The 22,619-nt window shown below is 65.7% G+C and carries 20 protein-coding genes; 4 read left to right on the top strand and 16 right to left on the bottom strand.

Going from position 1 to position 22,619, the window contains the following annotated elements; translation table 11 throughout:
• Positions 1-30: 30 nt before the first annotated feature.
• The 7 genes from pepN to Q4610_RS12335 form a co-directional block, all read right to left on the bottom strand.
• Entirely contained in the window at positions 31-2,631 is a 2,601-nt protein-coding gene (gene pepN, locus Q4610_RS12305) for an aminopeptidase N (protein WP_304536241.1), read from the bottom strand.
• A 101-nt stretch (positions 2,632-2,732) separates the two neighbouring features.
• Complete coding sequence (locus Q4610_RS12310) at positions 2,733-3,662, bottom strand: ParB/RepB/Spo0J family partition protein (protein ID WP_304536242.1); 930 nt, start codon at positions 3,660-3,662, stop codon at positions 2,733-2,735.
• Positions 3,659-4,441 carry a ParA family protein gene (locus Q4610_RS12315; RefSeq protein ID WP_304536243.1) on the bottom strand — a complete coding sequence of 261 codons (783 nt, stop codon included), beginning with the start codon at positions 4,439-4,441 and terminating at the stop codon, positions 3,659-3,661. The genes Q4610_RS12310 and Q4610_RS12315 overlap by 4 nt, the downstream gene beginning before the upstream one ends.
• The gene (gene rsmG, locus Q4610_RS12320; RefSeq protein WP_304536244.1) at positions 4,438-5,082 is read right to left on the bottom strand and encodes a 16S rRNA (guanine(527)-N(7))-methyltransferase RsmG; all 645 of its coding nucleotides are present in this window, start codon (positions 5,080-5,082) and stop codon (positions 4,438-4,440) included. The genes Q4610_RS12315 and rsmG overlap by 4 nt, the downstream gene beginning before the upstream one ends.
• Complete coding sequence (mnmG, locus tag Q4610_RS12325; protein ID WP_304536245.1) at positions 5,079-6,929, bottom strand: tRNA uridine-5-carboxymethylaminomethyl(34) synthesis enzyme MnmG; 1,851 nt, start codon at positions 6,927-6,929, stop codon at positions 5,079-5,081. The genes rsmG and mnmG overlap by 4 nt, the downstream gene beginning before the upstream one ends.
• 59 nt (positions 6,930-6,988) lie before the next feature.
• Entirely contained in the window at positions 6,989-8,281 is a 1,293-nt protein-coding gene (mnmE, locus tag Q4610_RS12330) for a tRNA uridine-5-carboxymethylaminomethyl(34) synthesis GTPase MnmE (RefSeq protein ID WP_304536246.1), read from the bottom strand.
• Positions 8,282-8,286: 5 nt separating this feature from the next.
• The gene (locus Q4610_RS12335; RefSeq protein ID WP_304536247.1) at positions 8,287-8,538 is read right to left on the bottom strand and encodes a DUF6489 family protein; all 252 of its coding nucleotides are present in this window, start codon (positions 8,536-8,538) and stop codon (positions 8,287-8,289) included.
• A 152-nt stretch (positions 8,539-8,690) separates the two neighbouring features.
• Between Q4610_RS12335 and Q4610_RS12340 the strand changes: the two genes are divergently transcribed.
• On the top strand, positions 8,691-9,389 hold the full coding sequence (locus Q4610_RS12340; RefSeq protein WP_304536248.1) for a dienelactone hydrolase family protein: 699 nt from the start codon (positions 8,691-8,693) through the stop codon (positions 9,387-9,389).
• A 14-nt stretch (positions 9,390-9,403) separates the two neighbouring features.
• Positions 9,404-10,354, top strand: coding sequence for a quinone oxidoreductase family protein (locus Q4610_RS12345; RefSeq protein ID WP_304536297.1), 951 nt, complete (start codon positions 9,404-9,406; stop codon positions 10,352-10,354).
• 232 nt (positions 10,355-10,586) lie between these two features.
• On the opposite strand, the gene Q4610_RS12350 is transcribed toward Q4610_RS12345, so the two are convergent.
• From Q4610_RS12350 to rho, 3 genes are read right to left on the bottom strand one after another with little or no spacing between them, the layout of a single operon-like run.
• Positions 10,587-11,309 carry a YjbE family putative metal transport protein gene (locus Q4610_RS12350; protein WP_304536249.1) on the bottom strand — a complete coding sequence of 241 codons (723 nt, stop codon included), beginning with the start codon at positions 11,307-11,309 and terminating at the stop codon, positions 10,587-10,589.
• Positions 11,306-11,596, bottom strand: a complete 291-nt coding sequence (locus tag Q4610_RS12355; protein WP_304536250.1) for an antibiotic biosynthesis monooxygenase family protein — start codon at positions 11,594-11,596, stop codon at positions 11,306-11,308. The genes Q4610_RS12350 and Q4610_RS12355 overlap by 4 nt, the downstream gene beginning before the upstream one ends.
• A 12-nt stretch (positions 11,597-11,608) precedes the next feature.
• Complete coding sequence (gene rho / locus Q4610_RS12360) at positions 11,609-12,865, bottom strand: transcription termination factor Rho (RefSeq protein ID WP_304536251.1); 1,257 nt, start codon at positions 12,863-12,865, stop codon at positions 11,609-11,611.
• A 264-nt stretch (positions 12,866-13,129) separates the two neighbouring features.
• On the opposite strand from rho, the gene Q4610_RS12365 reads away from it, so the two are divergent.
• Positions 13,130-14,128, top strand: coding sequence for an aspartyl protease family protein (locus Q4610_RS12365; RefSeq protein ID WP_304536252.1), 999 nt, complete (start codon positions 13,130-13,132; stop codon positions 14,126-14,128).
• Positions 14,129-14,134: 6 nt separating this feature from the next.
• On the opposite strand, the gene Q4610_RS12370 is transcribed toward Q4610_RS12365, so the two are convergent.
• The 6 genes from Q4610_RS12370 to Q4610_RS12395 form a co-directional block, all read right to left on the bottom strand.
• The gene (locus Q4610_RS12370; protein ID WP_304536253.1) at positions 14,135-16,237 is read right to left on the bottom strand and encodes a transglycosylase domain-containing protein; all 2,103 of its coding nucleotides are present in this window, start codon (positions 16,235-16,237) and stop codon (positions 14,135-14,137) included.
• Between the two features lie 189 nt (positions 16,238-16,426).
• Entirely contained in the window at positions 16,427-16,831 is a 405-nt protein-coding gene (msrB, locus tag Q4610_RS12375) for a peptide-methionine (R)-S-oxide reductase MsrB (protein ID WP_304536254.1), read from the bottom strand.
• A gap of 31 nt (positions 16,832-16,862) precedes the next feature.
• Positions 16,863-17,891 (bottom strand): DNA polymerase III subunit delta, encoded by a 1,029-nt coding sequence (holA, locus tag Q4610_RS12380; RefSeq protein WP_304536255.1) that lies wholly within the window; start codon positions 17,889-17,891, stop codon positions 16,863-16,865.
• Positions 17,888-18,385 (bottom strand): LPS assembly lipoprotein LptE, encoded by a 498-nt coding sequence (lptE, locus tag Q4610_RS12385; protein WP_304536256.1) that lies wholly within the window; start codon positions 18,383-18,385, stop codon positions 17,888-17,890. The genes holA and lptE overlap by 4 nt, the downstream gene beginning before the upstream one ends.
• 69 nt (positions 18,386-18,454) lie before the next feature.
• On the bottom strand, positions 18,455-20,983 hold the full coding sequence (gene leuS, locus Q4610_RS12390; RefSeq protein WP_304536257.1) for a leucine--tRNA ligase: 2,529 nt from the start codon (positions 20,981-20,983) through the stop codon (positions 18,455-18,457).
• A gap of 99 nt (positions 20,984-21,082) precedes the next feature.
• The gene (locus Q4610_RS12395) at positions 21,083-21,529 is read right to left on the bottom strand and encodes a DUF3576 domain-containing protein (RefSeq protein WP_304536298.1); all 447 of its coding nucleotides are present in this window, start codon (positions 21,527-21,529) and stop codon (positions 21,083-21,085) included.
• Between the two features lie 232 nt (positions 21,530-21,761).
• On the opposite strand from Q4610_RS12395, the gene Q4610_RS12400 reads away from it, so the two are divergent.
• Positions 21,762-22,487, top strand: a complete 726-nt coding sequence (locus Q4610_RS12400; protein WP_304536258.1) for a hypothetical protein — start codon at positions 21,762-21,764, stop codon at positions 22,485-22,487.
• The last annotated feature ends 132 nt before the right edge of the window (positions 22,488-22,619 follow it).

Raw genomic sequence — 22,619 nt, forward strand, 5'->3', positions numbered from 1 at the left:
GAACGCCCGCGAAAGCGGGAGCGCCGGAGATCATTCCAGGCTCTTGCTCGCCTGTTCCGTGACATCCTTCGACAGGCCCGGTTCTGCCAGGATGCGCTGCAATTCCGCCCGCATCATCGCGGCGCGCCCTTGGTCGAAGCGCTTCCACCGGCCGAGCGGCGGCACCAGCCGGGCGGCGGTCTGCGGGTTCAGCTTGTCGAGCGCAATGATGCAGTCGGCGACCAGCCGGTATCCCTTGCCCGATTCATGGTGGAACCCCCATTGGTTGCCCGCGAAGGCGCCATAGAGCGCGCGCACCCGGTTGGGGTTGGTCAGGGTGAAATCCTTGTGCCGGCCCAGCGCCTCGACCTGATCGGCGACATCGGGATGGAGCGCGAAGGCCTGGGTCTGGAACCATTTGTCCAGCGTCAGGGCATCGGCGCAATAGCGATTGTAGAAAATGTCGAGTGCCGCTTCCCGCTCCGCACTGTCGCCATTGGCCAGCGTCCCCAGCGCCGCCTGCCGCTCGGTCATGTTGTCGGCCTCGCCAAACTGCGTGAAGGCGATGGCGGGGCCATCCGGTGCGCCTGCCGCCACCAGATAATGGAGCGCGGCGTTATGCAGCTTGCGCGCGCCCTTGGCGGCCGGGGATATCGCGAAGGCATTGGCTTTCGTCTTTGCATGGACATCGCGCCACAGCGGCTCCAATTCCGCGCCGATCCGCGCCTGGAGCGCATCGCGCGCGGCGTGAATCGCGTCGGGATCGACCACCGGCATCTGGTCGCCCAGATAGGCCTCGCTCGGCAAGCGGATGGTTTCGGCGACGAAAGCGGGATCGAGCGTCGGATCGGTCAGCATGGCGCGGATCGCCGCGACCACCGCGCTTTCGTCCACCTGTTGCCCGGCGATGCGGCCGACCAGCACATTGACCATCAACTGCTGCATCGCTTCATACCGGGCGAACGGATCATCATCACGCGCCGACAGGAAGGCGAGATCGGCCTGGCTGCGGTTGGTTTCCACGATCACCGGCGCGGAAAAGCCGCGGTTGATCGACAGGATCGGCGTGCTGGCAAAGTCGGTGAAGGTGAAGCGCTGCTGCGCCTCCGTCAGCATCAGCAGCTCATCGCCCCGATGCCCCCCGGTCGCGGGATCGAACAGGGCGGTGCGCAGGGGGATCGCCATCGGCTGTTTGACAGGCTGGCCGGGGGTCGGCGGGATCGTCTGCTCCAGCGTCAGTTCGACGCTCTGGGTCAACGGATCATGGGTCAGCAGCGCACGCACATGCGGCGTCCCGGCCTGTTCATACCAGAGGCGGAACTGGCCAAGGTCGATGCCGCCCCCCTCCTCCATCGCCGCGACGAAATCCTCGCAGGTTGCGGCCTGCCCGTCATGCCGGTCGAAATAGAGATCGGTGCCCGCGCGAAACCGCTCCGCGCCCAGCATCAGCGCCATCATGCGGATGACCTCGGCCCCCTTGTTATAGATGGTCGATGTATAGAAGTTACTGATTTCCATATAGGATTCGGGCCGGATCGGATGCGCCAGCGGGCCTGAATCCTCCTGGAACTGGGCGGCGCGCAGGATGCGGACATCCTCGATCCGCTTGACCGCATGGCTACCCATGTCGGCGGAAAAATTCTGGTCGCGAAAGACGGTGAAGCCTTCCTTCAACGACAGTTGGAACCAGTCGCGGCAGGTGACGCGGTTGCCCGACCAGTTGTGGAAATATTCATGGGCGACGACGCCCTCCACCCCGTCATAGTCGATATCGGTCGCGGTTTCGGGGTCGGCCAATATGTAGCGCGAATTGAAGATGTTGAGACCCTTATTCTCCATCGCGCCGAAATTGAAGTCGGCGACGGCGACGATGTTGAACACGTCCAGATCATATTCGCGGCCATAGACGCGCTCATCCCAGGCCATGCTGTTCTTGAGCGCTTCCATCGCATGGGCGGTGCGCGGCAGGTCATTTTCCTTGACCCAGATACCCAGTGCGACCTCCCGCCCGCTCATCGTCACGAAGCGGTCGGCGTTGCAGGCCAGGTCGCCGGCGACCAGCGCGAAGAGATAGCAGGGCTTGGGGAAGGGATCGTTCCAGAGCGCCCAGTGCCGCCCGCCGTCCAGATCGCCCTGTTCGATCGGGTCCCCATTGGCGAGCAGGATCGGGAAGCGCGCCTTGTCTGCCGCCAGCCGCACGCTGTAGCGCGACAAGATATCGGGCCGGTCGGAGAAGAAGGTGATGCGGCGGAAGCCCTCCGCCTCGCACTGGGTACAGAGCAGGCCGCCACTGGCATAAAGGCCCATCAGCTTGCTGTTGCTTTCCGGCGCCAGTTCGACCAGCGTTTCGACGCTATGGGCGTCGCCCGACAGCGGGATGATGAGCGCGCCGGCATCCAGATGCCATTGCTGCTGGTCGAGGATGCGGCCATCGACCTTCACCTCCAGCGGGATCAGCCCGTCGCCGTCGAGCCGCAATGGGCGCTCATGATCGCCGTTGCGGGTGACGGACAGGGTGGCGTGCACCCGTGTCAGCGCCGGATCGAGATCGAAATCGAGCGCAATGTCGGGGATCAGCCAGTCGGGCGCGCGATAGTCGGCGCGGCGGATGACGGAAGGAGCGGCGGCGGTGGGGGAGTGCATATCGGCCATGCGCCCCAACCTAGGGAAGGGGCCGGGAAAAGGCCAGTGGGCTTGGGCAAGATCCTCCTTGCGAGCGGAGCCTTGGGGCGTGCCGCTCGCAAGGACAGAGATTAAATCCGTTCGCCCGACAGGCGTTGGCAGAGCATGTCGAGCTGGTCGAGATTGGAGTAGCGCAGCGACAACAGGCCGCCGGCCGCGCCGCCATCATGGGCGATATCGACCTTCAGGCCCAATATGTCGGCCAGATGCTGTTCCAGCGCGGCGATATCGGGATCTTTCGCACCCGCAGCGCCCGGCGTCCGGCGCGCGGCCGGCGCATCGGCGCCGGTCTTGACCTTGCGCACCAGTTGCTCGGTATCGCGGACCGACAGCCCCTTGTCCTCGATCTGTTGCGCCAGCCGTTCGCAATCGGGGGCGCCGATCAGCGCACGGGCATGGCCCATGCTGATCTTGCCGTGCATCACCTGCTGCTGCACCGTCTGCGGCAGTTCGAGCAGGCGCATCAGGTTGGCGACATGGCTGCGCGATTTGCCGACGATGCGGCCCAGCGCTTCCTGGCTGTGGTGAAATTCGGCGATCAGCTTGCGATAGGCTTCCGCCTCTTCGATCGGATTGAGATCCTCGCGCTGGATATTCTCGATCAGCGCGATTTCCAGCGTTTCCTGCTCGTCGAAATCGCGGACGATGGCGGGGATGCGATGGAGCTGGGCGCGCTGCGCCGCACGCCAGCGGCGTTCGCCGGCGATGATCTGGAAGCCGCCGCCATGGGGGCGGACGATGATCGGCTGGATGATGCCGCGCTTGGCGATGCTGTCGGCCAGTTCCTGCAACGCGCCATCGTCGAAATGGCGGCGCGGCTGTTCCGGATGCGGATGGATCAGCGCCACTTCGATGCTCTGCACCGCCTTGCCATTGGCGGGCATGGCGCTGGGCGCGACGGGTTCCTCGCGTGAGACATCGCCCAGCAGGGCGGACAGACCCCGGCCCAGTCCCTGCGGGCGCCTGGCGGACTTGGGCTTGTCGGTGATTTCTTCGCTCAAGCGGCAACCTCCTGTCGGGGCAGGCGCGCGATCAGTTCGCGCGCCAGACGCATATAGGCTTCCGATCCTGAGCAGCGGAAGTCGTAGATAAGGGCCGGCACGCCATGGCTGGGCGCTTCGGACAGGCGGACATTGCGCGGGATGACGGTTGTGAACACCAGGTCGCCCAGGCAGGCGCGCACATCGTCCGCCACCTGATCGGTCAGCCGGTTGCGTCGGTCATACATGGTGAGCGCCACGCCCATGATCGACAGGCCGGGATTGAAGCGTCCCCGAATCCGCTCGACCGTCTGGAGCAGTTGCGACAATCCTTCCAGCGCAAAAAATTCGCACTGGAGCGGCACGAGCAGATATTGGGCGGCGACCATCGCGTTGATGGTCAGCAGGCCGAGCGAGGGCGGGCAGTCGATCAGGCAAATATCCCAGCGGCCCGGCTGCGCTTCGGCCAATACCCGCTCCAGCCGGTGGGTGCGCTCCTCATATTCGATCAGTTCGATCTCCGCACCCGACAGATCCTGCGTCGCGGGGACAAGGTCGAGCTTGGGCACGCGGGTCGTGACGATCGTGTCGTCCAGCGCGCAATTGCCGACCAGCAGGTCGTAGCTGGACTGGGCGCGTTCGGACTGGCCGATGCCAAGGCCGGTCGAGGCATTGCCCTGCGGATCAAGATCGACCAGCAGCACCCGCAGGCCGGTGGCGGCCAGACCTGTCGCGAGATTGATCGCGGTCGTGGTCTTGCCCACTCCCCCCTTCTGGTTGGCGATGGCGATGCAGATCATCGGCGACCTTTCTTCATGACGACGGGTGCGACACCCTGCGCGACGATGATGGCGCTGTCGGCATCAGTCACACTGGGTTCCACGTGAAACACACCTTGCCATGCGGGACGCGCCGCCTCCAGTTCATTTTGTGCATTGCGCCCTTTTGGCAGCACCCAGATGGTCTTTTTCCGCGACAGGTGCAGCGCCGACGCGAACAGCTTGGGCAGCGGGGCATAGGCGCGCGCGCTGATGATGGCGGCCTGCGCGGTGGGCGCCGTTTCGACCCGCCCGCCAAAGACGCGGGCATGGTCGAGGCCAAGGTCGCCGATCACCGCGTTGAGAAAGTCGATCCGCTTGCGGCGGGATTCGACCATCATCACTGGCCGGTCGGAGAGGCAGGCGACAACGATGCCCGGCAGCCCCGCGCCGGAGCCAAGGTCGATCCACTCGCCTTCCTTGGCTTGCCGCGTGTGCGACAGCAATTGGGCGGAGTCCACGATATGCCGCGCCCAGACATGGGGCCGGGTCGATTCCGCGATCAGATTCTGCTCATCCATGGCGGACAGGAGGATCGCGACATAGCGCTCCAGCCTCTCCCATGTTTCACGTGAAACGTCGAAGTGCGCCTGAAGCCAGGCGCGGGCATCGTCTTCGGTCACGCGGCCTCCCGCCGGACATGGACAAGGATGGCGGCGAGCGCGGCCGGGGTGATGCCCCGGATGCGACCTGCCGCCGCAAGCGTATCGGGCCGTGCGGTGTCGAGCCGTTCGATCATCTCGGTCGAAAGCCCGCCGATGCGGCGATAGTCGAAATCGGCCGGGATATGGACGCGCTCGTTGCGGCGCAGGTCTGCGATCTCGCTGTCCTGTCGCTGGAGATAGGGCGCATAATGGGCATCCTCCAATATTTCGGCACGCAGGTCGGCGGGCGCATCACGCAGCGCCGGGGCGAGGTCGAGCAGCAGCGCCGTGCCCACTTCGGGGAAGCGCGCCCAGTCGAACAGGCTGCGCCGCGCGCCATCCTGCCGCACCGATGCGCCGGCCTTCGCCATGTCGCTGGCGGTCATGGGGCGGGCAAGGTCTGTCTCGATCATCTTGCGCTGTGCGGATCGCGCCGCCAGCCGCGCGGCGCGATCCGCGCCGATCACGCCATGGGTCAGGCCGATCGGACCAAGCCGCGTTTCCGCATTGTCGGCGCGCAACCGCAGCCGATATTCGGCGCGGGCGGTGAGCATCCGATAGGGCTCGGTCACGCCCTGCAACACCAGATCGTCGATCATCACGCCGATATAGGAGCTGGCCCGATCGAGGATCATCGGCGCTTCGCCCCGTGCGCGGGCGGCGGCGTTGATGCCGGCGACCAGCCCCTGGGCTGCGGCTTCCTCATAGCCGGTGGTGCCGTTGATCTGTCCCGCACAGAAGAGGCCGGGCACGGCCCGCACCTCCAGCGTGGCGTCGAGCGAGCGGGGATCGACATGATCATATTCGACGGCATAGCCGGGCACGGCGATCTCGACCTGCGCCAGTCCGGGCAGTGAGCGGACCATGGCGATCTGCACATCGGTTGGCAGCGAGGTGCTGATGCCGTTGGGATAGACGAGCGGGTCGTCCAGCCCTTCGGGTTCGAGAAAGATCTGATGCCCGTCCCGGTCGCCGAAGCGCAGCACCTTGTCCTCGATCGACGGGCAGTATCGTGGCCCCCTGCCCTCGATCGCGCCGCTGAACAGCGGCGACCGGCCCAACCCGTCGCGGATGATCTGATGGGTGCGATCATTGGTGCGGGTGATGGCGCAGGCGAGTTGCGGCAGGATGCGGCGTGGGGTGAGCGGCGACATGGTCCAGCCCTCCCCGTCCGATGGCTGGGTTTCGAGCGCGGCCCAATCGATCGTCCGTCCGTCCAGACGTGGCGGGGTGCCGGTCTTGAGCCGGGCGGTCGGCAGGCCCATGGCGCGCAACTGGACGCCGAGCGTCGTCGCGGCCCGCTCGCCGACGCGCCCCCCCGCCTCCCGCTCGTCGCCCCGGAACAGCTTGCCGCCCAGGAAGGTGCCGGTCGCCAGCACGATGGCGGGCGCATTGAGAATGCGGCCATCGGCAAGGGCGATCCCGGCGACCGCCTCCCCGTCCAGCACCAGCGCGCTGGCTTCGCCTTCGACGATGGTAAGGGTGGGCTGCGCATCGAGCATCATATGGATAGCGGCGCGATAGCGTTTGCGGTCGGCCTGAATGCGCGGCCCTTGAACGGCGGCCCCCTTGCTGCTGTTGAGCATCCGATAGTGGATCGCCGCCGCGTCCGCCGCGCGCGCGATCAGCCCGTCGAGCGCATCGACTTCGCGGACCAGATGGCCCTTGCCCAGCCCACCGATCGCCGGGTTGCAGGACATCGCCCCGACCGTCGCCCTGTCGAAGGTGAGCAGCGCCACCGCCGCACCCTTGCGCGCCGCCGCAGCGGCCGCCTCGCAGCCGGCATGGCCGCCGCCGACCACGATCACATCATAGCTTGTTCGCATGGCCCGCCCCATATCAGAAAGGGACGGGGTCGGTCAAAAGCGTTCCACGTGGAACAACATCATTTGCCGATGCAGAATCCCGAAAAGAGCCGGTCGAGCATATCTTCGGTCCCTGCCTGGCCGGTCAGCGCGTCGATGGCGGCGCGGGCGAGCCGCAATTCTTCTGCGACCACCAGCAGGTCGGCGGTCGCGCGGGCGGCTTCGAGATGGTGATATAGCTGTCCCACTCGCTGTCTCTGTCGGGCGTGCAGGGCATAGTCGCCCTCCCCCGGCAGCAGCGTTGCGGCGCGGGCGCGCAGCGTTGCGATCAGCGCCGCCACCCCCTCTCCGGTGCGGGCGGACAGCGACAGGCCGGGGCGGCCGCCGGTGCTGCGGTCGCTCTGCGCGGCGATCAGGATCGCGTCGTCGCGCGGCAGGTCGGCAGCGTCGCCCAGCCACAGGATGATGTCGGCCGCGTCCAGCGCCGCGCGCGCCCGATCGATGCCGATCGCCTCGATCGCGTCGCCGGCGTTGCTGCGCAGGCCGGCGGTGTCGGTGAACAGGAAGGCGGTGCCGCCGATGGCCGCGGGCACCTCGATCCGGTCGCGCGTCGTGCCGGCAATGTCCGACACGATCGCCGCATCCCGCCCGACCAGGGCATTGAGCAGGGTCGACTTGCCGGCATTGGGCGGCCCCGCCAGAACGACCCGCACCCCGTCGCGCAGCCGTTCGGCCGAGGGCGCGGCCAGCATCGTCGCGACATCCTGCGCCAGCGCCGCTATGCCCGCCCCGATCCGCGCCTCGATCGCGGTATCGGGCACATCATCCTCGTCGGAAAAATCGAGCGCCGCTTCGGCCATTGCCGACAGGTCGAGCAAGCTGCGGCGCCAGCCGTCGATACGGCGGGAAAAATGCCCCTCCGCCATCAGCAGCGCGGCGCGGCGCTGGCTCTGGGTTTCGGCGGCAAGCAGATCGGACAGGCCCTCGACCGCGTTCAGGTCCATGCGGCCACGGGCAAAGGCGCGACGGGTGAACTCGCCCGCCTCCGCGCGGCGTAGGCCGGGCATGGCACCCAGCGCCTCTTCCACCGCCGCGACGACGGCCCGCCCGCCATGGCAATGAAGCTCTGCCATATCCTCGCCCGTCACCGTGCCGGGACCGGGCAGCCAGAGCAGCAGGGCGCGATCGAGCGGGCTGTCGTCGCGCGGGTCTTTCAGCAGGGCGAGGCTGGCGGTGCGGGGCGGCGGCACCCGCCGTGCCAGCGATTGAAGCGCGGCCCGCGCCTGTCCGCCGCTCACACGGATCACCGCGATCCCCGCCGGCGGCGCGCCGCTCGACAGGGCGAAAATCGTGTCGTCGTCGCCGTCCTGCACGATGCTTATTTCTTGTCGTCCTTGCCGCCCATGCCCGACAGCCCGACATTCATCATCTGCTGGAACAGCCGCATCCCGGCGTCGCCCAGCGGCGAAAAGCTCTTGAACAGTGTTTCCATCTGTTCGACACTGCCGACGCCGTCGAAACTGTCGACCATCGTTTTCACATATTTGTCGTGGATGGGCGTCACATCGGGCAGGCCCAGAAAGGCGCGGGCCTCCGCAGGCGTGCAGTCCACGTCGACAGTAACCTTCATGACCCTGACCTTCCTTGCTGGCGTTGCGCGCGTGCGCTTGGTCATGCCGCAAATCACGCTTCCAACGCAAATTTTTAAAATATCCGGGTGGTTGCGTGCTGGCGAGGATGAGCCAATATGCGGCCCGGACTCAAGGCGGAAAGGATATCGGGATGGGCATTTTCACCCCTGTCACCACGTTGGAGGGCGACGCGCAGTTCGACGCCTATGTCGCAAGGCCCGAAGGCGAAGCCAGCGCGGCGATCATCGTCATCCAGGAAATTTTCGGGGTGAATGACGGCATCCGCCGCAAATGCGACAATTGGGCGAAGGCCGGCTATGTTGCCTATGCGCCCGACCTGTTCTGGCGGGAAAAGCCCCATGTCGAACTGGACGCTGACGTGCCGGAGGAATTCCAGGCCGCGCTGGGCCATATGCAGAAGCTCAATCAGGACCAGGCGATCCGCGATATCGAAGCAACGATCAGGGCCGCGCGCGCCGCTGCGGGTGGGGGCAAGGTCGGACTGGTCGGCTATTGCCTGGGCGGACGGCTGGCCTTCATGGCTGCTTGCCGCACCGATGGCGACGCCTTCGTCGCTTATTATGGCGTGGGCATTGACGGGCTGCTGGGCGAACAGCATGCGATCGGCAAGCCCACCCTGCTGCATATCCCGACCGCTGACGGTTTCGTTCCGCCCGATGCGCAAAAGGCGATGCATGATGGCCTCAAGGACAATCGCCATGTGACGCTCCAGGATTATGAGGGGCTGGACCATGGCTTCGCGGCCGAGACGGGTCAGCGCCGTGACGAAGATGCCGCGCAACTGGCCGATCGCCGCACCGCCGATTTCTTTGCCGAGCATCTCGCCTGATGGCCGCCTGGCGCATGGTGGCCCGCAGCCATGGCGGGCCGGAGGTGATCGCGCGGGAGGACTTCGATCCGGGCCAGCCGGGTGACGGCGAACTGCTGGTCGAACAGGAGGCGGTCGGCCTCAACTTCATCGACACCTATTATCGCACCGGCCTCTACCCAGCCCCGCTCCCGACTCCCTTGGGATCGGAGAGCGCGGGCCGGGTCGTGGCGGTGGGGGCCGGTGTCGATGGGTTCGCCGTGGGCGACCGGATCGGCAGCGTCAGCGGTCTGGGCGCCTATGCCACCCACCGGATCGTCGCGGCCGACCGCGCGGTACGGATTCCCGATGGCGTGTCGAGCGAGGACGCGGCGGCGATGATGCTCAAGGGCATGACCGCCTGCTATCTGGCCGAAGACAGTATCGCGCTGGAACCGGGTCAGGTCGCGCTGGTCCATGCCGCCGCCGGCGGGGTTGGGTCGATCCTGGTGCCATGGCTGCGCGACAAGGGCGTGATCGTGATCGCCCATTGCGGATCGGCGGCCAAGGCAGCGACGGTCGCGGCCGACCACAGCCTGCACGGGCCGTTCGACAATCTGGCCGCGCATGTGCGCGACCTGACCGATGGCAGGGGCGTCGATGTCGTCTATGACGGCGTGGGCAAGGATAGCTGGACCGCCTCGCTTGCCAGCCTCAAGCGGCGCGGCCTGATGGTCAGCTATGGCAATGCGTCGGGCGCGGTGCCGCCGGTCAGCCTGCTCGACCTCAGCCGGGGCGGGTCGCTCTATGTCACCCGCCCGACCCTGTTCGACTATATCGTGACGGCTGAAGAACTGGCGCATACCGCAGGCCGCCTGTTCGACCGGATGAAGCGCGGCGTGGTGCAGGCGGTGATCGGCCAGCGCTTCGCGCTGAGCGACGCGGCGCAGGCGCATCGTGCGCTGGAGGCACGGGAAACGACCGGGGCGACGGTGCTGATCCCCTGACCACGGCTGGGTGGCGGTCTTTTGCGAAACCGGGCAAACGCCCAATCACCCGTCATTCCCGCGCAGGCGGGAACCCATCTCCCAACCTGTCAACAGGTCGAAAAGGCGGAAGATGGATCCCACCCTTCGCTGGGGGGACGATATGGAATGATCTCCACTTTGAAAGCCGAGACAAAAAAAGGGGGGCGGCGCCATTGGCACCGCCCCCCTTTTTTGATCCGTCCGGTCGCGATCAGGCGAACAGGGTCAATATGCCCACCTGATGATCGACGAAGCCATCATAGATCATCTTGCCCGCAACATAGATGATGACGGCCAGGCCGACATAGGCGATCCAGCGGAAACGCTCGATATAATGGGCGATGACATTGGCGGCGATGCCCATCAGCGCGACCGACAGGACCAGGCCGATCATCAGGATGCCGGGATGGTCGCGCGCCGCGCCGGCCACCGCCAGCACATTGTCGAGGCTCATCGACACGTCGGCGACCGCGACCGCCCAGGCCGCGCCGGCGAAGCTCTTGGCCGGGCGCAGGCCCGACACGTCATCGTCGCTGGTGTCGTTCGGCGTATCCCCGCCGCGCTTGGGATGCAGTTCGCGCCACATCTTGAAGCTGACCCACAGCAGCAGCAGCCCGCCTGCCAGTATCAGGCCGACGATCTGCATCAACTGGCTGACCACCAGTGCAAAGGCGATGCGCAGCACCAGCGCGGCGATAATGCCGATCAGGATCACCTTCTTGCGCTGCTCAGTCGGCAGGCCGGCAGCCAGCGCACCGACGACGATGGCGTTGTCACCCGCCAGCAGCACGTCGATCATCAGCACCTGGACAAAGGCCGACAGTGCGGACGGGGACGTTATATTACTGAAATCATGGACTATATGTTGCCAGATATCGGCGGGCGAGCCCAAGCCCTGGGCAGCAGCGGCGGCGATGGTCAACAAGTCGATCAAAGTGGGTCTCCGAAATAGCGGACCTGCGGCATCGGATCATAAAATCCGTGAAGCAGCGCACGCCATTGCTGATAGCGATCCGAACGCCGAAATCCATCCCTGTGATCGGCGATCGATTCCCAGTGCACAAGTAACAGGTAGCAGCCTGGTTCCTCCGGCGCTGGGCGGACTTGCAGGTCGATGAAGCCGGGGGACGCGGCAATCAGCGGCCGAGCTGTCGCCATGGCTTGCCGAAAGGCATCGTCTTGTCCGGGCCGGACCTGAAGCAATGCCTGTTCGATAATCACGACGCGAAAACCTTACTGGTTCATGGTCGCGAAGAAATCTTCATTGGTCTTGGAATCCTTCATCTTGTCGAGCAGGAATTCCATCGCGTCGATCGTGCCCATCTGCATCAGGATGCGGCGCAGCACCCACATCTTGCTGAGGATCGGCTTGTCGACCAGCAATTCTTCCTTGCGGGTGCCGGACTTGCCGACATCCAGCGCCGGGAAGATGCGCTTGTCCGCGACCTTGCGGTCCAGCACGATTTCCGAGTTGCCGGTGCCCTTGAATTCTTCGAAGATGACTTCGTCCATGCGGCTGCCGGTGTCGATCAGTGCGGTGGCAATGATGGAGAGCGAGCCGCCTTCCTCAATATTGCGCGCCGCGCCGAAGAAGCGCTTGGGCCGCTGGAGCGCGTTGGCGTCCACGCCGCCGGTCAGCACCTTGCCCGACGAGGGGACCACGGTGTTGTAGGCGCGACCAAGGCGGGTGATGGAGTCGAGCAGGATCACTACATCCTTCTTGTGTTCCACAAGGCGCTTGGCCTTTTCGATCACCATTTCGGCCACCTGGACGTGGCGGGTGGCGGGTTCGTCGAAGGTGGAGGAGACGACCTCGCCCTTCACGCTGCGCTGCATGTCGGTGACTTCTTCCGGCCGCTCGTCGATCAGCAGGACGATCAGGAACACTTCGGGATGATTGTCGGTAATCGCCTTGGCGATGTTCTGGAGCATCACCGTCTTGCCGACACGGGGCGGCGCGACGATCAGCGTGCGCTGGCCCTTACCCTGGGGTGAAACGATGTCGATGACGCGGGCCGACTTGTCCTTCTGGGTCGGATCATAGGGGTCGAGCGTCAGCTTCTGTTCGGGATAGAGCGGCGTCAGATTGTCGAAATTCACGCGATGGCGGACCACATCGGGATCGTCGAAATTGACGGTGTTGAGCTTCACCAGCGCGAAATAGCGTTCGCCGTCCTTGGGCGCGCGGATTTCGCCTTCCACCGTGTCGCCGGTGCGCAGGCCGAATTTGCGGACCTGGTTGGGCGAAACATAGATATCGTCGGGACCGGCCAGGAAATTCGCTTCCGGGCTGCGCAGGAAACCGAAGCCGTCGGGCAGCACCTCGATCGTGCCCTCGCCCATGATCTGCTCGCCATTTTCCGCCTCGGCCTTGAGGATCGCGAACATCAGATCCTGCTTGCGCAGCGTCGATGCGCCCTCCACGCCGAGTTCTTCGGCCATGGTGACGAGATCGGCGGGAACTGTTTTCTTGAGGTCCTTGAGGTGCATTTGCGAGTCGGTCCGATGCGGTGGAGGAGAAAATGGGCCGGAAAGGAAGGTGACAGCCGGACAGGAAGGCCGGAAATCCTCGCTCCGGACGGGCAAGGATGAGAATGTTTGGCGTTTAGCGAGCCGGCGCCCCTCTCGTCAAGGCGGGATAAGTGCCGACCCTGCGGAAAATCGAGCTTTCGCGCAGGTGCAGGGTGAATGGTGGCGCTGGCGCGATGACCGGCCTTCATGATATAAGCGAATGATAAGGTGGAGGAGGCGGACATGAGACGGCTACCTGTCTCGGCAAGGGCCTTGGTCGGGATCGCGCTGGCGATCGGCGGCCCTCCCCTCGCCGCCCGGATGGCCCCGGCCCATGCCCCCGCGCTTGATCCCGATGCCCCGCCGGCGGTGGTGCGGACCGCCAGCGACGCGGACCAGCGTGTCACCATCCCGATCTCGATCGGTGGCAAGGGGCCGTGGAACTTCATCATCGACACCGGATCGCAACGCACCGTGATCGCCCGCGACCTGGCGCAGCAACTGGCGCTGCCGCCGCGCGCGACGGTGACGATCCTCAGCATGACCGGCCGGTCGGAGGCACAGACCGTGGCGCTGCCCCGGCTGGGTTTTGGCGGCAATATGGTGGACGATATCGAAGCGCCGGTGCTGGAGGGCGAGCATCTGGGCGCATCCGGCCTGCTGGGACTGGACAGCCTGCACGCCAAGCGGGTGACGCTCAATTTCCGCACCGGGCGGATGGAGATCGCCAGCAGCGGCCGGCGCAATCTGTCGGTCGATCCCGATACCATCGTGGTGCAGGCGCGGCGCAAGCGCGGCCAGTTGATCCTGCTCGATTCCGATGTCAACGGGATGCAGGTCGCCATCATGCTCGACACCGGCACCCATTTCAGCATCGGCAATCTGGCGCTGCGCGACAGGCTGATCGCCAAGAAACGCGCGCCCAACATGCTGGATGCCAGTTTGATCAGCGTTACCGGCGGCACGCTGACCGGGCAGGTCGGGCGCATCAAGTCGGTGCGGATGGGCCGGGTCAACCTGATCGATGTGCCGATATTGTTCGCCGACGCCAGCCCGTTCAGGGAACTGGGGATGGAGGACAAGCCGGCGTTGCTGCTGGGGATCAGCGCGCTGCGGATTTTCGACCGGGTGGCGATCGATTTCGGCCGGGGCAAGGTCGATTTCCTGCTGCCCGACGCCAGCGTGCCGGAAAAGGCGCGCTTCGCCGCGAATGATCAGGGCAAGGGGCCGCCGGCGCCCTGAGCCGGGTTACTGACCCGGTATGGTCCGGTTTGGCGGCTGTTGCTGGCGCTGACGGTCGCGGCCCAGCACATTGTCGATCCATTGCTGGTCCAGTCTGGGCGGTTGCGGCCGGTCCTGCGGGTCGATCTCCAACTGCTGCTGGTCGGGGTCATCCTGCGCATCCGATCCTTCGGGCCGGGCGCGCTCGATCGGCAGGCCATTTTCGTCCACCATCATGCCGCCATCGGTGCCTGCATCGGGACCGCCATAATAGGCTTCGGCATCGGGTTCGAGCTGCCATTCGGGCAGGGTCACTTCGGTTTCGAACTTCTCGACCGGGCGGCGGGCGACCGCGACCTTCATATAATCGGCAAAGGCGCGCGCCGGGGCGCGGCCGCCCTGCAACACGCCCACGGCGCGGGCGTCGTCGCGCCCCATCCACACGCCTGTGGTGATGCCGCTGGAAAAGCCCAGGAACCAGCCATCCTTGTTGCTGCTGGTGGTGCCGGTCTTGCCCGCCACCGGACGGCCGATCTGCGCCGCCTTGCCCGTGCCGGTGCTAACCGCCGTCTGCATCAGGTCGGTCATGCCCGCCGCGACCCAGGGGGCGACCAGCACGCGGCTGGTATCGTCCTGATGGCTGTAGAGCAGGCGGCCGTCGGCGGTCGTCACCCTGGTGATGCCATAGGGCGTCACCGCAATCCCCTTGCGCGCGATCGAGGCGAAGGCGCGGGTCATGTCGATCAGGCGCACGTCCGACGTGCCCAGCACCATGGACGGATGGGTGTTGATCGGCGTCGTGACGCCAAAACGCCGGGCCATGTCGGCGACGGTCGGGAAACCGACCTCCACGCCCAGCTTTGCCGCGACCGTGTTGATCGAATAGGCAAAGGCGGTGCGCACGTCGATGTCGCCGGAAAACCGCCCGCTGCTGTTGCGCGGGGACCAGCCGTTGATCGTCACCGGCTCGTCCGTGACGCCGGTGTCGGGGGTATAGCCGGCCTCCAGCGCCGCCATATAGACGAAAATCTTCCAGGCCGATCCGGGCTGGCGCGTCGCCGTGGTCGCACGGTTGTAATTGGACGTTACATAATCGAGGCCGCCGACCATCGCGCGCACCGCGCCGTCGCGGTCCAGGCTGACCAGCGCGCCCTGCGTGCCGGCCGGAACATTGGCCTTGATCGCCGCGGTCGCCGCATTCTGCATCCCCAGGTCGATGGTGGTATAGACCTCCAGCGGCTCATTGGGTTCGTCGATCAGCACGTCCAACTGCGGCAATGCCCAGTCGGTGAAATAGCGCACGCTGTTTTGCGGTGGCTCCGGCGCCATCCTGACGCTGTCCAGGCCGGCGTCCGCGCGCTGCGACGCGGAGATGGCGCCATTGCTCTGCATCAGGTCCAGCACCACGCCAGCACGGCCGATCGCCGCGTCGGCGTCGGCGGTGGGGGAGTAGCTGGATGGCGCCTTCACCAGCCCGGCGATGATCGCTGCTTCGGGCAGGCGCAGGCTGGTGGCGGGATGGCCGAAAAATTTGCGGCTGGCCGCGTCGATGCCATAGGCGCCGCCGCCGAAATAGACCTTGTTCAGATAGAGCTCGAGGATCTGCTGCTTGGAAAATTTGCGTTCCAGCGCCAGCGCCAGCACGATTTCCCGGATTTTGCGACCGAAGCTGTAGCTGTTGTTGAGGAAGATGTTGCGCGTCACCTGCTGGGTGATGGTCGATGCGCCCTGCCAGCGGCGACCCGACCCGCGCCGCTCGATCGCGACCCAGGCGGCGCGCGCCATGCCGACCGGATCGACGCCGGGATGCAGGTAGAACCGCTTGTCCTCGGTCGATATCATCGCGTCGACCATGACCTGCGGAATCTGGTCGTAACGCAGCCATTGGCCGAAACTTGGCCCCAGCGAGACGATCACGCTGCCATCGGCGGCGTGGACGCGGATCATCTGGCCGTTGGGGGAGGATTTCAGGCTGTCATAATCGGGCAGCGACTGCATCGCGATCACCACCGCGATCACGACCGCCAGCAGGCCGGCGACAGCGGCCGCCAGGCCGATCTTCAGCCCGCGTACCGCCCATGTCCTGACGCGGCCCCGTGGGGCACCCTTGCTCTTGCCTGATCCTGCCATCTGTGCCGCCCCGGATACGCGCTAATCCCGGTCCCGGCCAGCGCAAATCATGCAACCGGCGCGGAAAAGACCGTCACGCCGTCCATGCGGATCGGCGCTTTACCGGGGATGAACGGCCGCTGTGCAGCAGTCATGCAGCCCTGATGCAGGCGATGCGGAATCGCCATGCAGCAGCGGACGACGCGAAGCCTATTCGGCGTCGTCGCGCGGCTTGAAGTCCAGGCTGGCGCTGTTCATGCAGTAGCGCAGGCCATTGACCCCCGGCCCATCGGGAAAGACATGGCCCAGATGCCCCTCGCACGTTGCGCAGCGCACTTCGGTGCGGATCATGCCATGGCTGGCGTCGCGAATCTCCTCTACCGCATCGATATCGACCGGCGCGGTGAAGCTGGGCCAGCCCGATCCGCTGTCATATTTTTCCTGCGCGTCGAACAGTTCGGCCCCACAACCGGCGCAATAATAGACGCCGTCGGCCTTGTTGCCATTATATTTGCCGGTAAAGGCGCGTTCGGTCCCCGCCTCCCGCAGCACATGATATTGTTCGGGGGACAGGCGTGTCCGCCATTCCGCGTCGGTCAGGTTCAGCTTATCCATGGCCGCAATATGGGTCTGCCCGGCGGCGCTATCAAGCCCGCTCGCGCGCGGCTTGCCGGGTGATGGCGAGCAATTCGTGCCGCACCAGCAGGTCGCCGGTGCCCCGGCCGGACCGGGTGGCGCGCTCGGCCTCCAGCAAGCGCTGGATGACCCGCGCGATGCCGGGCGCGTCCCATGTCCGCACCTGGCGCGACACCAGCCCCTTTTCCTTCCAGAACACTGCCTTGCCCGCCGATTCCACCGCCGCCTCCAGCCGGCCGCTGGCGTCGAAGGCGTCGCGGATGGTGGCGATCAGCATGGCGCGGTTCAACAGCGGACGGATGACCGAAGCCATGGTCGCGCCGGTTTCGCTCAGGCCGACCAGTTCCTGGTGCATGGCCTTCAGGTCGCCGCCCAGCACCGCATTGACCAGCGGCGCGACTTCGGTGTCGGGATTGTCGGCGGACAGCGCATCCAGGGCCTCCGCGCTTGCCTCGCACGGCCGGTCGGGCGCAGCGTCGAGATAGAGGATCAGCTTTTCGATCTCGCCCGCCATCAGCGCCCGGTCGCCATTGGCCAGCGCCACGATCCGGCGCGCCAGTTCGGTCGGCAGGCGCAGGCCGCCTTCGCGGGCGATGCCGATCGCGATCTGCTCGGCCTCCCGCGCGTCGGGCTGGTAGGAGATGAAGGCCAGTGCCGCCTTGTGGTCCAGCGCCAGCTTGAGCAATTTGGACGTGGATTTGAGCGCGCCGGCGACGGCAAGCACCGGATTGCCGGCGACCTCGCCCTCCAGCAGGGCGGTCAGCGCCGGAACCGAATCCTCCGCGAGGCCGCTGATGCGGACCCAGCGCCGGTCGCCGAACATGGAAAAGGACGCCGCCTCGTCCGACAGGCGGGCAGGGTCGTCCTTCAGCGTCGGGCCGTCCAGGTCGATCCGTTCGGCCTGTGGTCCCATCGCCCGTTCCAGCCGCTTGGCCAGCGCCTGGCTGCTTGCTTCGTCGGGACCGTAGAGCAGGAAGAAGCGGACATCCGCAGGCGGCGCGTCGAGCGCCTTTTCGATCTGGCCGCGGCTGGCCTTCAAGGATTGGCCGCCTTGCGCGAGAACAGGGCGAGCCGGGTGACGATCTGGTCCGCCACCGTCTGCGACAGCCGTTCCAGCGCCGTGTCCTCGGCCGCGATGGTGGCATATTCGCTCGATACCACGTCGATGCCCGCGTCCGACCCGGCGGTGTCGTCCAATATCTGGGCGCCGGTGGCCTGATCGACCAGTTGATAGCGGGCGCGCAGCGTGCGGCGTTCGCGGGTGATGGCGGCGTCGGCGCGCAGGCCAAAGCCGCTGATATTGTCGTCCAGCTTCACCACCAGCCTGTAACGCGGGCCGCTGCCACCCTGCATCGCGGCGAGCCGGTCCTTGAGCGCATTGCCCACCAGCCAGCCGGCCTTGCCCTCGATCGGCGCGATCTCGACATTGCCCAGCGCCTGGCTCACGGCGCCATGCCCACCCCCGCCATAGACCGGCCGCAACCCGCAGGCGGAGAGGAAAGCAAGAGCGATGAGGGGGAGGATGCGCTTCATGGATCGGACCTTAGCATTGTCGGCGCAAAGTTGAACATGCTCCTGCGGGGGCAGGCGCATGTTCAGGCATCAGATCACCAGATTGACCAGACGATCGGGCACCACGATGATCTTTTTGGGGCTAGCCCCGTCCAGCGTGCGCACGACATTGGGCGCAGCCAGCGCCAGCTTCTCCAGCTCGTCCTTCGCCGTCCCCTTGGGCACGGTGATGGTGTCGCGCAGCTTGCCCATCACCTGGCAGGCGATGGTGACTTCATCGTCCACCAGCAGCGCGGGATCGACCGGCGGCCAGGCGGCATCGGCGATCAGGCCGGGCTGGCCCATCTCGGCCCATCCCTCTTCGGCCAGATGCGGGGTCATCGGCGCGACCAGCAGCGCAAGGCCCCGGATTGCGGCGCTGCGCGACGCGGAGGGCTTGGCCTTTTCGATCGCATTGACCAGTTCGTAGATTTTGGCGACCGCCTTGTTGAAGCCTAGCGCCTCGATATCCCTGGCGACGCCATCGACGGTCTGGTGCAGCTTGCGGTCCAGCGCCTTGTCCTGCCCCTCGGCAGCAGCGTCATAGTCGCCGAACAGCCGCCAGACCCGGTTGACGAAGCGCCACGATCCTTCGATTCCCGCTTCGGTCCAGGGCAGGTCGCGCTCCGGCGGGCTGTCGGACAGCATGAACCAGCGCACCGCATCCGCGCCATATTGGGCGATGATATCGTCGGGATCGACGACATTCTTCTTGGACTTGGACATTTTGATGACCCGGCCGACCTCGACCGGCGCCTTGTCCGCGATCAGCGTCGCGCCGTCCGATGTCCGGTCGATCTCGCCGGGGGCGAAATAGACCGGCGGCAGCCCCTCGCCCTGCTCGCGGCTATAGGTTTCATGCGTCACCATGCCCTGGGTGAACAAGCCGGTGAACGGCTCGGCAAAGCCCAGTTGCCCCATATGCTGGAGCGCGCGGGTCCAGAAGCGCGCATAGAGCAAATGCAGGATCGCATGTTCCACGCCGCCGATATATTGGCCGACCGGCAGCCATTGTTCGACCGTGGCGCGATCGAACGGCTTGTCCTTGGGCTGGCTGGCGAAGCGGATGAAATACCAGCTCGAATCCGCGAAGGTGTCGAGCGTGTCGGTCTCGCGCACCGCCGGCTTGCCGCAGCTTGGGCAGTCGACATGCTTCCAGGTCGGATGGCGGTCGAGCGGATTGCCGGGAATGTCGAAGGTCACGTCATCGGGCAATACGACCGGCAACTGGTCCTTGGGCACGCCCACCGGGCCGCAGCTATCGCAATGAATGACCGGGATCGGCGTGCCCCAGTAACGCTGGCGCGATACGCCCCAGTCGCGCAGGCGGAACACGGTCTTGCCCGCGCCCCAGCCTTCGGATTCGGCGCGAGCGATGACCGCCGCCTTGGCTGCGTCCACGCTCATGCCGTCCAGGAATCGCGAGTTCACCAGTACGCCGGGGCCGGTATAGGCTTCGGCATGGATCGGCGTGTCGGCTTCGCCTTCGGGCGCGACGACGCGCTCCACCGGCAGCATATATTTGCGCGCGAAGTCGAGGTCGCGCTGATCATGCGCGGGCACGCCCATGACCGCGCCGGTGCCATAGTCCATCAGCACGAAATTGGCGATGAACACAGGCAGGTGCCAGTCGGGATCGAAGGGATGCGCGACGCTGAGGCCGGTGTCGAAGCCCAGCTTTTCGGCTGTTTCCAGTTCGGCCGCCGTGGTGCCGCCGGCCTTGCACTTCTCGATGAAGGCGACCGCGTCGGGGTTGGTCGCCGCCACCGCCTGCGCGATCGGATGGTCGGCCGCGATCGCGACGAAGCTCGCCCCGAAAATCGTGTCGGGCCGGGTCGAATAGACCTCGATCCGGCTGTCGAACGGCGCGACCGGCTCAAAATGAAATTGCAGGCCGACCGACTTGCCGATCCAGTTTTCCTGCATCAGCTTCACCTTGTCGGGCCACTGGTCCAGCGTGCCCAGCCCTGCCACCAGATCATCGGCGAACTGGGTGATCTTGAGGAACCACTGGGACAGCTTGCGCTTTTCCACCAGCGCGCCCGACCGCCAGCCGCGCCCGTCGATCACCTGTTCGTTGGCCAGCACGGTCATGTCGACCGGATCCCAGTTGACCGCCGACTCCTTGCGATAGACCAGCCCCGCTTCCAGCATGTCCAGGAACAGCGCCTGTTCATGGCCATAATAGTCCGGCTCGCAGGTGGCGAATTCCCTGGACCAGTCGATCGCAAAGCCCAGTTTCTTGAGCTGCGCGCGCATGTTGGCGATATTGTCGCGGGTCCAGGCGCCGGGATGGACCTTCTTTTCCATCGCCGCATTTTCGGCCGGCATCCCGAAGGCGTCCCAGCCCATCGGGTGCAGCACTTCATGGCCCGTCATGCGGCGGAAACGCGCCAGCACGTCGCCCATCGAGTAATTGCGGACATGGCCGATATGGATGCGCCCCGACGGATAGGGGAACATCTCCAGCACGTAACTGCGCGGCTTGGTCGAGGCGTCGTCCGCCCTGAAACTCTGCCGTTCGTCCCAGGTCGCCTGCCAGCGGGCGTCGGCCTCCAGCGGGTTGAAACGCCTTTGCATGTCATGTCCTTACAAATGCGAGCGGGCTGGGCCTTTCCAAGCCCAGCCCCGATTCCGGTAAAAACAGGCGTCAGCAACGCCCGCTACACGTTAAGTGGCTCAGCCGATCGCCGAGCGGCGCAGGTCGCGCGCCTTGGTGAGGATGATCTCCTCCAGCTTCTGCACCGTCGCGGCGGCGACCGGGGCATCGACCCACTGGCCGCCCTGGTTGACCTGGCGGCTGGCGGCGACGCGCACCGCGTCGGCCCGCAGATCCTGGTCCAGGATCGACACGGTCAGCTTCATCCGCTCATTGGGGCTGTTGGGATTGGCATACCAGTCTGTGACGATGACGCCGCCGTTCGAATCGGTCTGCACCATCGGCATGAAGGACAGGGTATCGAGCGAAGCGCGCCACAGATAGGCGTTGACGCCGATCGTCGTCACTTTCGATGCGGCAATATCCGCCTTGGGCCGCTCCTTGGAACCGCCGCCGCAGGCCGCAAGCGGCAGGAGGGCGGCCAGCAGCAGGCCGGACGAAAGGGAGGCGGGAAGGCGGACCATCAGGGCATGTCCTAGCTGGGAAAAACGAGAAACTGCCCGCTTCTATAGTGGTCGTGCCGCGTGGGGCAAGGGGGCGCGGATGGGGGACGCGACGGGCGGACGATCGACGGGGCGATGAATCCTGTGTGTTCGATGCAACAGCTTCGACAAAAAGGCGTTCGGCCCCTAGCCAGTGGCGGCTTTATGGGTGTAATGCGTTGATCAAATATATGTGTGCGGGGATAGAGTCGGGATCATGCGTGTGAGCAGGGGATATATGGCATGGGCAAGTGCGGCGACAGCCGTGACCGGCTTCATGTTGTCTCCGGCCATTGGCGCGGCAACCGATTTCGTTCGGTTGCGCACGGAAGCGCCCGTGTCCTTGGGTGCGCTGGGCAGCATCTCTTCCTTCACCCCGACGATCAAGGACCCGCAGCTTGCAGCGGCCTATGCCAGGGTCGCGGCGCGGGCAGGCAGCCAGGGTTTCCGTTTCACGCCGACCAGCGGGTCGCTGAGCGGCCAGCGCTCGATCACCATCATGGTCCGTGCCAGCAATGATCGCCTGATCGGCGCGCCGACGCCGGTGGATATCAAGCCTGTCGCCTTCAGCCTGAACGGTGCGCATAACTGGCGCAAATTTGCCCTGCCTGATGCCGTCGGCCGCAAGGCGCTGGACCCGGTGCCGGTCGAAACCATGGTCGACGCGAAGAATTTTGCGCTGGATGAAGGCCGCAAAGACCGCTTCAGCACCAAGGTGTTGCTGGAAACACGGCGCGACCCCGGCGCCACGGCGACCGTGCGCAATCCGTCCGCGGACAAGGATTATTCGCTGGATCTGGCCAGTTCCTATTCGCTGACGCGCAACCTGAACGTCACGGCGGGCGTGCGCTATAATAACAGTCTGGCCGGCCGCTTGACCCCGATGACCGACGAACGGCAGGACAGCCAGGCCGTCTATCTGGGCACCATCTTCAAATTCTGATGCGTTGACGGCTTGATCGTCGCGGTTCGCTTGCGCCTGGGAAGGCGTGGGCGGCAATCAGGCGCGCTCCGATATGCAGCGCGCCTGTGTGCCTGTCTCGTCCCGCCCCTTGAAACAGCCTCTCTACGGCGC

Origin of the sequence: Sphingobium cyanobacteriorum (genome assembly GCF_030580935.1) — a bacterium.
In the GTDB taxonomy this organism is placed as follows: Bacteria; Pseudomonadota; Alphaproteobacteria; order Sphingomonadales; family Sphingomonadaceae; genus Sphingobium; species Sphingobium cyanobacteriorum.